Source organism: Belnapia mucosa, from assembly GCF_016775475.1.
Lineage (GTDB): Bacteria > Pseudomonadota > Alphaproteobacteria > Acetobacterales > Acetobacteraceae > Belnapia > Belnapia mucosa.
In genome coordinates, this window is the sequence record NZ_JAEUXJ010000028.1 from 21372 (window position 1) to 33494 (window position 12123).

The following is a 12123-nucleotide window of genomic DNA, read 5'->3' on the forward strand; positions in this document are numbered from 1 at the left end:
AGGTCGGATTGGTCCCCCGCGAGGGCCAATCCAGCGCCCTAGGGCTGGTCCAATCGCCATGGAAGCCGATCTGCTGCTGATCCCGATCGACCGCGCCGGCCCCGAGCCGGTGATGCGCCAGGTCTATCTCGGCCTGCGCCGGGCGATCCTCTCCGGCGGCATCCCGGCCGGCGGGCGGCTGCCACCGACCCGGGCGCTGGCGGCGCGGCTCGGCATCGCCCGCAATTCGGTGGTGGCGGCCTATGAGCAGCTCCTGGCCGAGGGCTTCATCGAGGGGCGGGTCGGCGCCGGCAGCTATGTCTCGCGCGACCTGCCGGAGCCGCTGGAACTGCCGCCCCCGGCCCCGCCGCCGCCCGAGCCGGTGGTGCCGCATGCCGGGCTCTATGGCACGGCACCCTTCAATACCGGGCGCTGCTCGCTGGACGACCGGACCTTGCAGGTCTGGCGCAGCCTGACGGCGCGGCGGCTGGCGCGGCCCGACCCGGCGCTGCTCGGCTATGCCGACCCGCGCGGCTCGGCGGCGCTGCGGGGCGCCATCGCGCGCTACCTGCGCGCCGCGCGGGCGGTGCGCTGCGAGCCGGAGCAGGTGGTGGTGACGGCCGGCGCGCAGCAGGCGATCGACCTGGTGCTGCGGGTGCTGCTGCGGCCGGGCGATGCGGCCTGGATGGAGGATCCCGGCTACCCGGCGGTGCGCGCCGCCCTGGCCGCCGCCGGGGCGCGTATCATTCCCGTGCCGGTCGATGCGCAGGGGATGGATGTCGCGGCCGGCATCGCCGCGGGGCCGGAGGCGCGGCTCGCCTATGTCACGCCCTCCTCGCAATATCCGCTCGGCCTGGTGCTCTCCATGGCGCGGCGGCTGGAGCTGCTGGCCTGGGCGCATCGCGCCGGCGCCTGGCTGCTCGAGGATGATTACGACAGCGAGTTCCGCTATGCCGGCCGCCCGCTTGCCTCCCTCCAGGGCGTCGATGCGGGTGGGCGCGTCATCTATGTCGGCACCTTCAGCAAGGTGCTCTTCCCCGGCCTCCGCCTCGGCTATGCGGTGCTGCCGCCGGCCCTGCTGGAGGGCGTGCTCTCCGCCCGGCTGCTGAGCGACTGGCATCCGGCCGCGCTGCAGGAGGGGGTGGTGACGGATTTCATGGAGGAGGGGCATTTCGCCCAGCATCTCCGCCGCATGCGCCAGCATTATCGCGGCGCCCGGGACGTGCTGGTGGCGGCGCTGCGCGAGAACCTGCCCGGCACGCTGGAGGTGGAGGTGCCGGAGGGTGGCATGAAGCTGCTCGCCCGTCTGCGCCCGGGCCTCCTGGATACCGAGGTCTCGGCGGCGGCCGCCCGGCGCGGGATCATCGCCCGGCCGGTCAGCCCCATGTTCATCGCCGCCCCGCCGATCCAGGCGCTGATGCTGGGTTTCACCGGGCATGAGACCGGGTCGCTGCGCTGGGCAGCACGGGAGCTTGCCCGGGCGCTGGCGTAATCTTGCATCCACCTCCCTGGGCAGGGCCGGCGCCGGCGTCTAGAAGGGGCGGGTGAGCCCGCGTGACATCCCGGAGGGCGATCTCTCCGCCCCCGTTCTTGCCCCGCCGCCACGGCCGAAGCCCGCCACCTCCCTGCTGGTGGCGATGACGGGCATCGGCCCCTTCACCATGCAGATCCTGATCCCCTGCCTGCCCGCCCTGGCCGAGGCCTTGCACGCCAGCTACGGCACGGCGCAGCTGACGCTGACGCTCTATCTGGCGGGGGTGGCGGGGGCGCAGCTCATCTATGGGCCGCTCTCGGACCGCTATGGGCGGAAGCCGCTGCTGCTGGCCGGGCTGGTGCTCTATTGTCTCGGCAGCCTCGGCGCGGCGCTGGCGCCCTCGATCGCCTGGCTGATCCTGGCGCGGGTGGTGCAGGCGGTGGGCGGCTGCGCCGGGCTGGTGCTCGGCCGGGCGATGATCCGCGACGCCTATCCGCGCGAGGAAGCGGCGAGCCGGCTCGGCATCGTCAGCACCGCGATGTCGGTGGCGCCGATGGTCGGCCCGCTGCTGGGCAGCCTGCTGGAGGCGCAATTCGGCTGGCGGGCGCCGATGCTCGCCTGCCTGGTCTTCGGCCTGCCGCTGCTGGCGGCGGTGCGGGCCCGGCTGCCGGAAACCCTGGCCGAGCCGCAGCCGCTGCCGGGCCTCGCCGGGATGCTCGGCGCCTATGCGGCGTTGCTGCGGCTGCCGGCCTTCCGCGCCTATTGCGGCATGACCGCCTTCGCCACCGGCATCTTCTTCGCCTTCGCCGGCGGCGCGCCGCTGGTGGTCATCAAGGGGCTCGGCTACAGCGCCACCGCCTATGCCGGGGCGATGATGACGACCCCCTTCGCCTGGAGCGCCGGCACCTATAGCGCCGCGCGGCTGACGCAGCGGATCGGGATGGGGCGGATGATGGCGACCGGCACCGCCATCATGGTGGTGGGCGGGGCGCTGGCGCTGCTGCTGCCGCTGCTGGCGCCGGGCCATATCGCGCTGACCTTCCTGCCCATGGCGCTGGCTGCATTCGGCAATGGCATGACCCAGCCGAATGCCATCGCCTGCGCCATCAGCGTCCGGCCCAACCTGGCCGGCACCGCCTCCGGCCTCATCGGCGCGGCCCAGATGGGCTGCGGGGCGCTGATGACGGTGCTCTGCGGCGTCACCGAGACGGGGCAGGGGCTGGCCACCGGCGCCTGGATGCTGGCGGCGGCGCTGGCGAGCCTGGCCGCGCTGCGGGCGGCGCGGCGGCTGAAGGCCTGAAGGCTTTTTGCGCTGACCCGGGCCGGCGCCGCCACTGAAGTCAACGTGTAGCGACCGGCACGCCGGGCGCCGCTATGGCCCGGCCATGCAATCCATCCCAGCGACCGGCACCGAGGCCGGGACCCGCCCCCCCGAGGAGGAGGAGCGGGAGGCGCCGCGGCTCGGGGCCGCGCTGCGGCGCACCGGCCTCGTCCTCCTGCTCTTCCTCGCCGGCTGCGCCGCGCTGCTCTGGTTCGCCCGCGACAGCGATGCGGTGGCCGCCGCCTCGCTGCTCTCGCCGGGCATCATCGCCGTCTGCCTGGCGCTGTCCTTCGCCAACTACCTGCTGCGCGGGCTGCGCTGGGTGGTGCTCGGCCGCGCCTTCGGCATCGCCGCCCCGGCCGGGGCCCAGCTCCTCTATTTCTTCGCCGGCTTCGCCCTGACGGTGACGCCGGGCAAGGTCGGGGAGCTGGTGCGGCTCTGGCTGCTCAGGCGCCGCTACGGCGTGCCCTACACCCGCAGCATGCCGCTGCTGGCCGGCGACCGGGTGATGGACATGGTGGCGATCTGCCTGCTGGCGCTCGCCGGCGCGGTGCTGACCCGGCAATACCTGCTGGTCAGCGCGCTGCTGGCCGCGGCCTGCGTCGCGCTGCTGGCCGCGCTGACCCATGCGCCGCTGCTGCTGCGCCTGATCGATTGGACGGAGCGGCGCATCCGCCGCGCCCCCGGCCTGTTCGCCCGGGCGCGGGAGGTCTGCGAGACCCTGCCGGCCATCGGCCGGCCGGCGGTGCTGATCCCCTCCCTGCTGCTGAGCTGCCTCGGCTGGCTGGCCGAATGCCTGGTGCTGCTGCTGGTGGTGCAGGCGCTGGGCAGCGCCATCGGGCTCGGCGAGAGCATGCTGGTCTTCTGCCTGGCGGCGGTGGCGGGGGCGGTCTCCCTGCTGCCGGGCGGGCTGGGGGCGGCGGATTTCAGCCTGCTCGGCCTGCTGCGGCTGGTCGAGGTGCCGGAGGCCGGCGCGATCCTCGCCACCATCCTGGTGCGGCTGGCCACCCTCTGGTTCGCCGTGGTGCTGGGCTTCGCCACCCTGCCGGTCGCGCTGCGCGGGCTGCGGCGCGGCCGGGGGTAAGCCGGGCCGTCAGCTTCGCTTGCGGTTCATGCCGGAGGCGATCAGCGCCGCCTCCACCCCCGGCGCCACCTCGCGGATCGCGGTGATGGTCCCGGCGCGGTCGATCACCCGGCTGGCGATCCCGCCCGCCGCTTGCCGCGCCATCACCTCCGGATCGCGCGCCGCCTCCAGCAGCGCCGCCGACAGCCGGTCGCGGATCGGCGCCGGCAGCCCCGCCGGCCCGGCCCAGATAATCAGTTGCCGGGTCGCCGTGTCGTAGCCCTGCTCGATCAGCGTCGGCACATCCGGGAAGTCCGGCCAGCGGTCCACGCTGGCGCTCGCCAGCATCCGCAGGTTGCCGCCCCGCACCAGCCCGATCATCTCCGAGGTGCCGGAATAGGTGTCGATATGCCCGCCGGCGACCTGGCTCGCCGCCTCGGTGATGCTGCTGATGGGCACATAGCTGATCTGGATGCCCGCCAGCCGCGCCAGGTCGAAGAAGCTGACCGCGGAGCCCGGATTGGTGCTGGCGACGGTGATGGTGCGGCGGCGTCCCTCGGCGATGAAATCCTGCAAGGTCCGCACATGCGGCATGGAGGGACCGACCGGCACGCCGATCCGGAGTTCCGAGGTGCAGCCGAGGAAGTCGAAGCTCTCCCAGGGCTTGTAGGGAAGGTCCATGGTCAGCGGCGCCACCACCAGCGCCGAGAGCCCGACCAGGCCGAAGGTGTAGCCATCCGGCCTCGACTGCGCGATCCGCGCCGGCCCCAGCGTCCCGCCCGCCCCCGGCGTGTTCCGCACCGGGATGGCGACGCCGAGCGTCTTTTCCATATGCGCGGCGATGGCACGCGCCACCACATCCGTGCCGCCGCCCGGGCCGAAGCCGGTGACGAGGCTGATCTCCCGGTTCGGCCAGCGATCCGATTGGGCCAAGGCGGGCGTGGCGAGGGCCATGCCGGCGAGCAGCATTCTGCGCTTCATTGTTTCCTCCCATCGGGGAGGGCTTTGCCCTCCCCGGACCCCACCCACCAGGCCGGAACCCGGCCTGGACCGGTGCGAGTTTAGCGACCGACCCAGCGGGGTGGGCGTTTTTCCACGAAGGCCCGCGGGCCTTCCTGGAAGTCCTCGGTCTGCTTCATGCGGTCGCTGGCGGCGCGGCTCAGGCGCCACAGCTCCTCATCGTCCAGCACCAGGGCCTGGCGGGCGATGGCGAGGCTTTCCCGCACCGCGATCGGCGCATTGGCGGTGACGCGGCGGGCGAGGCCGAGCGCGGCCTCCCGCACCTCGGCGGCCGGCACCACGGCATTCACCAGCCCATGATGCAGGGCGAGCGAGGCCGGGATCGGCGCCCCGGTGGCGATCATCTGGATCGCGATCGCCTTGGGCAGCGCGCGCGGCAGGCGGAACACGCCGCCCGCCGCTGCGACCAAGCTGCGCGTCACCTCCGGCAGGCCGAAGGTCGCGGTCTCGGCGGCCACCGCCATGTCGCAGGCCAGCAGCAGCTCCAGCCCGCCCGCCAGCGCATGCCCCTGCGCCGCCGCGATCCAGAGCTTGGTCCGCGGCGCCCGCACGAGGCCGCCGAAGCCGTATTTCGCGCTGGCCAGCCCGGCGCTGCGGCCGGCCGAGACCTCCTTCAGATCGGCCCCGGCGCAGAAGGCGTGCGGGCCGGCCCCGGTCAGGACCACGGCCCAGATCTCGGGATCGGCCTCGGCCCGGTCCACCGCCGCTTCCATCCCGGCGGCGACGGCGGCATTCACCGCATTCCGCGCCTCCGGCCTGTTGATGGTGACGAGCGCGATATGCGGCTCCACCACCTCGTAGAGAACGGCCTCCGTCATGCCAGCCCCGCCGCCTCGGCCATCACCTCGATCGCCGCCGGCTGGCGCGACCGCACGCTGAGCGCATCCGCCCCGCTTTCGGCCCAGGCACGGAAGCGTTCCTTGATGCGCGCCGGCGGGCCGACCAGCGACTTCATGTCCACCCAATCATCGGGGACGGCGGCGATCGCCTCGTCCTTCCGCCCGGCCAGATACAGCTCCTGGATGCGCGCCGCCGCTTCGCCGAAGCCGCGGCGTTCCATCATGTCGCGGTGGAAATTCTTGTCCTTGTGCCCCATGCCGCCGACATAGAGCGCGATCTCCGGCTTCAGCTTCGCCAGCCCGGCCTTCACGTCCTCCGTCACCTCGACATGCACGCTGGCCTGGATGCTGAAATCGGCGCGGGTCTTCGGCCGGCCTGTCGCCTTCTCCGCGCGGCGGAAGCCTTCCTCCAGCAGCGGCATGAAATGCGGCATCGTGCCGGGCACGAAGCCGAGCGCCAGCCAGCCATCGGCGATCTCGCCGGTCAGCCGCACCATCGCATCCGTCTCCGTCCCCAGATAGACGGGGATGGACGGGTTCATGTGCAGGATCGACTTCAGCGGCTTGCCGATGCCGAGCGCGCCGGGCCCGGTATAGGGCAGGGGGATCTCCGGCCCGTCATGCGTCACCGGCGCCTCGCGCGCCCAGATCTTCCGCATGATGGCGACATAGTCCTTCACCCGGTAATAGGGCTTGCCCCAGGGCTGGCCGTACCAGCCCTCGACGATCTGCGGCCCGCTGACGCCGAGCCCGGCGATGAAGCGCCCGCCGCCCGCCAGCGCATCCACCGTGCCGGCGCACATCGCCGCATTGGCCGGCGTCCGCGCCGCCAGCTGCATGACGCCGGTGCCGAGCCGGATGCGCTTCGTCACCGCCGCCAGATAGGCGAGGGGAGAGACGGCATCCGAGCCATAGGCCTCCGCCGTCCAGACAGAGTCGTACCCAAGCTCCTCCGCCCGCTGCACCAGCGCGACCGGCACATCCAGCCGCGCCCCCGAATAGCCGATCGACAGGCCGAGCTTCATCCCCATACCTCCTGCGGCATCGGCAGGCCGGCGAAGACCTCCGGCCCAAGCTTCCCATCGGGCGCGATGCCCATCCGCTCCAGCACCCAGATCAGCTGCCGCGTATGCTGCCCGCTGTGCCAGACGGTGCGTTCGAAGAATTCATGCAGTGACTGCCGGCCGTAATAGACCTGTGCCGTCTCGGTCCAGTCGCGCGTCCGGCCGGGGCCGGCGAACCAAGCCCGCAGCCGCGCCTCGACATCGGCGGCATAGGCCAGCAGCCCGGCCTTCTCGGCCCGTGGCGGCAGGCGGAAATAGGCCTCATAGGTCAGCGGGATGCCCGCCTCATGCTCGAGGAAGGCATCGACGATATTGACGATGTGGTAGACGAGGTCGGCATGGCTGCGCGGCCGGTCGGGCAGCAGGGTGCCGAGACTCTCCTCCGGCAGCTGCGCCGCGAAGCGCTGCACCCCGGCCAGGATCGCCTCCTGCCGCCGCCGCAGCTCCGCCACGGGCAGGATCTGCGGCGCGCCGAGATCGATCCCGACCAGATCCGCCACGTCGCGCAGCACCTGGCCATTCGCCCAGGATCCGCCGCGGGTGACGATCGGCACCTGCCGCAGCCCGAAGCGCTCAAGCTCGGCATAGGCCGCCTCATCCACCAGCACGTTGCGCGATAGGAAGGGGATGCGGTGCCGGGCGAGGAATTCCTTGGTGCGCAGGCAGCTGGTGCAGCCGGTCATCCAGTAGACCCGCACCTCCTCGTCCAGGGCGGCGGACATGGCATTCCCTCCGGTATTTTACCCCAGCTTATACGCCCCGGCGCATTCGACCAGCCCGCAGCCTTCCTTGGGAGCTCCTCCCTTGGGGGCTTCCCCGGCCCGCGCTTCCGTGGTTCACCCCGGGCCCGAAAGTTCCGGAGGAAACCCAATATGGACCGCAGAGCCATTCTCGGCCGGGGCGCGCTCGCTGCCGCCGCCCTCCCGCTGGCCACCCCCGCCTTGACCACCCCCGCCCTGGCACAATCTGCGCCGGCCATCCGCTGGCGCCTCACCAGCAGCTACCCGACGAGCCTCGACGCCATCCACGGCGCCGCGCAGGTCTTCTCGCGCACCGTGGCCGAGCTCACCGAGGACCGCTTCCAGATCCGCGTCTTCGGCCCCGGCGAGGTCGTGCCTGCGCTGCAGGCGCTGGATGCGGTCCAGGCCGGCACGGTGGAGGCCTGCCACACCACTTCCTCCTTTTATATCGGCAAGAACCCGGCCTTCGCCTTCGCCACCGGCGTGCCCTTCGGCCTCAATACCCGCCAGCAGAATGCCTGGATGTATGAGGGCGGCGGGATCGACCTGCTGAACGAGCTGTTCCGGCAATACAACACCTATGCCCTGCCGCTCGGCACGACCGGCGCCCAGATGGGCGGCTGGTTCCGCAAGGAGGTGAAGACGGTCGAGGACCTGAAGGGCCTCAAGATGCGGATCGCCGGCCTCGGCGGCACGGTGCTGCAGCGCGTCGGCGGCGTGCCGCAGCAGCTCGCCGGAGGCGACATCTATCCGGCGCTGGAGCGCGGCACCATCGACGCCGTCGAATGGCTCGGCCCCTATGACGACGAGAAGCTCGGCTTCAACAAGGTGGCGCCCTTCTACTACTACCCCGCCTGGTGGGAGGGCGCGGCCAACACCACCTTCGTCGCCAATCTCGACCAGTGGAATGCGCTGCCGAAAAGCTACCAGGCCGCGATCCGCACCGCCGCCGCCGAGGCAACGCACTGGATGGTCGCCCGCTACGACACCCGCAACCCGGAGGCGCTCCGCCGCCTGCTCGCCGCCGGCACCCAGCTCCGCGCCTTCCCGCGCGAGGTGATGGATGCCTGCTACCGCGAAGCGATGGCCCTTGAAGCCGAGCTGGTGCAGAAGAGCCCGGAATACGCAAAGATCCATGCGGCGTGGTCCAAGTCCCGCGACGACATGCGGGCTTGGTTCCGCGTGGCGGAGCTGTCCTTCGACAATTACGTCGCCCAGGCTGCGCAGCGGCGGTGAGGCGGGGCAACCAGGGTGCACGCCTTCTGTGACCGTCCTACTGATTGACAGTCATCAGGTCTTAGTTATGAAACTTTTGCTTAGAAACAAACTAGGTTCCAGTCATCTTGGCGGATGAATTGGAGATCGAGTAGACCGTCTACCCGAATCACGTCATGCGTAACCCGGTTGTGGCGATGGATCCGGTTCGGCGCATTGCCACGATCGATGCGCGCTATAGCGCGGGTTTCTTCTCGTGCTGCACGACGTTGCTGCGGGCTATCCTGTTCGCTCACGCCAATAGCTATTATGTGGACCGTCTTGTCTGTTCCTCCGTTTCAGGAATTTTCGAGCTCGGGACCATGGGGCGAGTGACGGCGACGTCTCGGCCATCGAGACATTTTTCGCGCCGCCTTCCGGCGAGCCGATTAAGAATGTGGACCTTGGCCCACATGCGCTCAACCCGAAGCGGCTCATCCAGAACCACGGCCTCTACTCGCAGCTCCCCATAGGACCCTCGCCTCTTTCTTGAAGCGATATTTCACGCCTTCCAGCGAAGTGGAGCGCATCGCGGCTGGCTTGCGCGAGAAATACCGGATCGTGCCAGAGCGGACCCTCGCGGTGTGCTATCGAGGCACCGATAAGGACCGTGAGGTGAAGCCGGTTGATCCCGCCGAGTATCTTGCGGCGGGACGACACTTGTTGGAGACTGTGCTATTCGATCGGGTCTATGTGCAAACCGATCAGCAGCAGGTTCGTGACTTCCTCATGAATGGGTTTGGCGATCTTGCTTTCTTCGTTGAGGAGATGCCTGTTACCAGTACGACGCACGCCGCCATACACCGCATGAATATCGAAGCGAAAATGGGTTTGGATCGCACCGAATTTGGTCGTCGGCTTGTTGCTGCCGTTTCTATCATGTCATCCTGCGCCGCTGTCGTCACGCACACCGGCAAGGTCGGCCTGAGGACCAGTCTCGAGCAGGGCAAGGCGGATGGACTCTACCAGTTTACCAAGAATCAGAGCCTCGATCCTGCACTCCCCTCCGAAGCGCCGGCGGTCATCTGATGGGGCCTATTTTGGCCAGAGCTAGGCAATGGAACAGCGATCCGGCGGTGACTAAGAGCCCGCCTCAGAGCGGAATCGGAACAGATAAGATGGGTGGGAACGGACCTTTAATCCGGGCTTTGAACAAGCCGGAGAAGGGTGCCGTCGGGGTCGATCAGGGCGCCGACTGTTCCGCCCCATGCCTCTCGCTTCGGGCGATGTGCTCTCGGCCAGCCAGTGGCTTGTTCCGGGACACCGGCGGACAGCATGGCTTCAAAGAAGGCGCCGACATCATCGAGCCTCAGGCAGCAGCTGAACCAGCTCTCAGCAGGATCAAGGCTGGGATGTGGGAAGAACTCAAGGGTCAGGTCACCGCGCTTGACGATCATCCAGCCCTCATCGCGCTAGGTCTCCACGAAGCCCAGCTGCCCGAAGAAGCGCGACGTCACGTTGAAGTCACGCGAGGGCAGGTTGGGGGTCGCCATGTCAGCCAAAGTGTTGCTCCGTTCAGCAGGCAACAAACAGACAGCATGACCAGCATGTCTGCAAAGGGTCGCTTGCGGCTATTTTTGTTTCGTTCTGAAGGGGGCTCTAAGGCCACAACGATAGCGGGATCATGGAGCCGCCGTATAGCTGGTTTGCTCTTGACATTGGGCGGCATGCTGTCGGCGCCTGCTTGCGCGCAGAACTTGGTGGGCGTCGTGCCTGCTCTCTCTGCCCAGGAGCACTGCACCATGCCGCTCGAATTGCGCGTCGAGGAAGGGCGCGTCGTTGACGCTGCTATCCTGTCGCGCATCGAGGGATACGGACGGGGCACGACGGGTGGTTTGGGTAAACGGCTGCTTGTCGTCACCTCCAAGGAGGATCACCACTCCTCCAATTCCAGGCCTTTAGTTCCGGGTACGCTTCGATGGGTGGTTGAAACAGCCGTCCAGGAGGGCGGTGGGTGGATCCGCTTTGCGCCAAGCCTCACAGGCCAAGCGATCAGGGTGTCCGGCAGCCTCCGCCTCGGTCCGAACACGACTCTCGATGGAGGCTGCTCCGGCGTTCGGCTCGTCGCTGCGCCACAGGTTTCGATCCTTAGGGTTGCAAGCCGGAACGTCGTCGTCACCGGCCTGACTTTCTCGAAGGATGAATACGCCGAATCTGGCGAACGGACCGGCGATGCCATCAATGTCACGGAAGGCTTCGACCGGCTCGCCATCCTGCACAACGCTTTCAGAAGATGCGGTGACGGCTGCGTAGACATCTTTCGCCGGAACCGTTCGGAAGAACCTGCACGCGCAACTGTTGCCTTCAACCTGTTTGAAGATCACAACAAGGTCATGCTCGTCGGATCTGCGGCCTGCGGGGTGGATCGAGGGGCCCCCGGCTGCGACGCGGGGGCCGAGCCTTACAGCCCGGCCTTGCGTCCGGAGGTCTTCGTGACGATGCAAGCCAATGTTTTCCGGCATACAAGCCAGCGCATGCCGAAGGTCGTCTCAAACGGCTTGGCAGACGTCGTGAACAATGTGCTCTTGCTTGAGCATCTCCGTTATCCTGACGGGCGCTCAAGCGCACTGTATGGAGCTCTCGCCCAGGGCGGGGGGGTGCTATTTTTTCGCAACAACCTTCTTGCCCGGATTGAGGGGGACGGCCGGCCTCAGTTCGGAGCCGGGCCGTTTGCAGAATTTGGGCGGCGTGTCCCCTCGGTAGACGGTCCAGGCATTGCCGTTTCGAGCGGAAATCTTGCCTTGGACGGTTTCACGGTCGCCTCTTCCTCCTTCTTGCCGCCTTGGACGCCGCAACCATTGCCGATGCCCATGTTGGATCCCCAGGCCATGGGTGCGGTGCAATTCGCACGTTGCGTCCGGCGTATCGCCGGCCCTGGTGGAGCATCGGTATCCTGGCCAGACGTTTGCCGATAAGCGTCGTTTGTCTGGTTTCAACTAAGCATGGAGACGAATTTAGGTGTTTGGTCCCGGCCTCGGTGATGCGGGTTGCGGTGACGCTTGGGGTCTGGGCGGCCCATGACCGGCAGATGAACCCGTCGGGCGTGAGGCCCTTCGGGGTCTTGAAGCGCCTCGCGTATTTGTCGGCATCGAGTAACGGCGTGGGTAGTGCGGAACTCGTCGTGTCTGTCGTAGCGGTAACACTGGATGATGGCACCGGGGTGATTCAATACGCGGGTCGACGTCTTAGAGCCTGCTTCGGAACGAGGGGGAGTGGATCTGATATGAGGTGAGCGGCGTCGGTCCGCAGCGTTCGACGGGTGTCTGACGTCCTTGAGGCTGCCGATGTGGACCCCCGCCGCCCGGGCCGAGCTTGCTCGCCGGTCCCAGCCCTATGCAACCTGCCTGACCGACGCAGAGTGGCAGATCG

Annotated in this window: 10 protein-coding genes and 2 pseudogenes; 7 read left to right on the forward strand and 5 right to left on the reverse strand. The window is 68.8% G+C overall.

What is annotated here, in order from left to right:
* Nucleotides 1-58: 58 nt before the first annotated feature.
* The 3 genes from pdxR (at nucleotide 59) to JMJ55_RS28070 (ending at nucleotide 3858) form a co-directional block, all read left to right on the forward strand.
* Nucleotides 59-1471 (forward strand): MocR-like pyridoxine biosynthesis transcription factor PdxR, encoded by a 1413-nt coding sequence (gene pdxR, locus JMJ55_RS28060; RefSeq protein ID WP_202828915.1) that lies wholly within the window; start codon nucleotides 59-61, stop codon nucleotides 1469-1471.
* Between the two features lie 52 nt (nucleotides 1472-1523).
* Complete coding sequence (locus JMJ55_RS28065) at nucleotides 1524-2753, forward strand: multidrug effflux MFS transporter (RefSeq protein WP_202828916.1); 1230 nt, start codon at nucleotides 1524-1526, stop codon at nucleotides 2751-2753.
* A gap of 85 nt (nucleotides 2754-2838) precedes the next feature.
* Nucleotides 2839-3858 carry a lysylphosphatidylglycerol synthase transmembrane domain-containing protein gene (locus tag JMJ55_RS28070; protein ID WP_202828917.1) on the forward strand — a complete coding sequence of 340 codons (1020 nt, stop codon included), beginning with the start codon at nucleotides 2839-2841 and terminating at the stop codon, nucleotides 3856-3858.
* A gap of 9 nt (nucleotides 3859-3867) precedes the next feature.
* On the opposite strand, the gene JMJ55_RS28075 is transcribed toward JMJ55_RS28070, so the two are convergent.
* The 4 genes from JMJ55_RS28075 to JMJ55_RS28090 form a co-directional block, all read right to left on the reverse strand.
* Entirely contained in the window at nucleotides 3868-4818 is a 951-nt protein-coding gene (locus JMJ55_RS28075) for a Bug family tripartite tricarboxylate transporter substrate binding protein (protein ID WP_202828918.1), read from the reverse strand.
* An 80-nt stretch (nucleotides 4819-4898) separates the two neighbouring features.
* Complete coding sequence (locus tag JMJ55_RS28080; RefSeq protein ID WP_202828919.1) at nucleotides 4899-5675, reverse strand: enoyl-CoA hydratase-related protein; 777 nt, start codon at nucleotides 5673-5675, stop codon at nucleotides 4899-4901.
* Nucleotides 5672-6721, reverse strand: a complete 1050-nt coding sequence (locus JMJ55_RS28085; protein WP_202828920.1) for an LLM class F420-dependent oxidoreductase — start codon at nucleotides 6719-6721, stop codon at nucleotides 5672-5674. Before JMJ55_RS28085 ends, JMJ55_RS28080 begins: the two co-directional genes overlap by 4 nt.
* Nucleotides 6718-7482 (reverse strand): glutaredoxin domain-containing protein, encoded by a 765-nt coding sequence (locus tag JMJ55_RS28090; protein WP_202828921.1) that lies wholly within the window; start codon nucleotides 7480-7482, stop codon nucleotides 6718-6720. The genes JMJ55_RS28085 and JMJ55_RS28090 overlap by 4 nt, the downstream gene beginning before the upstream one ends.
* Nucleotides 7483-7632: 150 nt before the next feature.
* Here JMJ55_RS28090 and JMJ55_RS28095 point away from each other — a divergent pair, with 150 nt between their 5' ends.
* Together JMJ55_RS28095 and JMJ55_RS28100 are read left to right on the forward strand one after the other, a co-directional pair.
* Complete coding sequence (locus JMJ55_RS28095) at nucleotides 7633-8736, forward strand: TRAP transporter substrate-binding protein (protein ID WP_202828922.1); 1104 nt, start codon at nucleotides 7633-7635, stop codon at nucleotides 8734-8736.
* A gap of 507 nt (nucleotides 8737-9243) precedes the next feature.
* Nucleotides 9244-9783, forward strand: coding sequence for a hypothetical protein (locus JMJ55_RS28100; RefSeq protein ID WP_202828923.1), 540 nt, complete (start codon nucleotides 9244-9246; stop codon nucleotides 9781-9783).
* Between the two features lie 107 nt (nucleotides 9784-9890).
* On the opposite strand, the pseudogene JMJ55_RS28105 reads toward JMJ55_RS28100, so the two are convergent.
* Nucleotides 9891-10256 (reverse strand): annotated as a pseudogene (locus JMJ55_RS28105) (bleomycin resistance protein).
* A 240-nt stretch (nucleotides 10257-10496) separates the two neighbouring features.
* On the opposite strand from JMJ55_RS28105, the gene JMJ55_RS28110 reads away from it, so the two are divergent.
* Both JMJ55_RS28110 and JMJ55_RS28115 read left to right on the forward strand, forming a co-directional pair.
* Nucleotides 10497-11669 (forward strand): polysaccharide lyase domain-containing protein, encoded by a 1173-nt coding sequence (locus JMJ55_RS28110; protein ID WP_202828924.1) that lies wholly within the window; start codon nucleotides 10497-10499, stop codon nucleotides 11667-11669.
* 369 nt (nucleotides 11670-12038) lie between these two features.
* Nucleotides 12039-12123 (forward strand): annotated as a pseudogene (locus JMJ55_RS28115) (IS5/IS1182 family transposase); the annotation flags it as partial.

Excerpts from the sequence above, each read along its gene's own strand:
- JMJ55_RS28090 (WP_202828921.1), bottom strand. The coding sequence starts at position 7,482 with ATGTCCGCCGCCCTGGACGAGGAGGTGCGGGTCTACTGGATGACCGGC.
- JMJ55_RS28085 (WP_202828920.1), bottom strand. The coding sequence starts at position 6,721 with ATGAAGCTCGGCCTGTCGATCGGCTATTCGGGGGCGCGGCTGGATGTG.
- JMJ55_RS28110 (WP_202828924.1), top strand. The coding sequence starts at position 10,497 with ATGCCGCTCGAATTGCGCGTCGAGGAAGGGCGCGTCGTTGACGCTGCT.
- pdxR (WP_202828915.1), top strand. The coding sequence starts at position 59 with ATGGAAGCCGATCTGCTGCTGATCCCGATCGACCGCGCCGGCCCCGAG.
- JMJ55_RS28070 (WP_202828917.1), top strand. The coding sequence starts at position 2,839 with ATGCAATCCATCCCAGCGACCGGCACCGAGGCCGGGACCCGCCCCCCC.
- JMJ55_RS28080 (WP_202828919.1), bottom strand. The coding sequence starts at position 5,675 with ATGACGGAGGCCGTTCTCTACGAGGTGGTGGAGCCGCATATCGCGCTC.
- JMJ55_RS28095 (WP_202828922.1), top strand. The coding sequence starts at position 7,633 with ATGGACCGCAGAGCCATTCTCGGCCGGGGCGCGCTCGCTGCCGCCGCC.
- JMJ55_RS28075 (WP_202828918.1), bottom strand. The coding sequence starts at position 4,818 with ATGAAGCGCAGAATGCTGCTCGCCGGCATGGCCCTCGCCACGCCCGCC.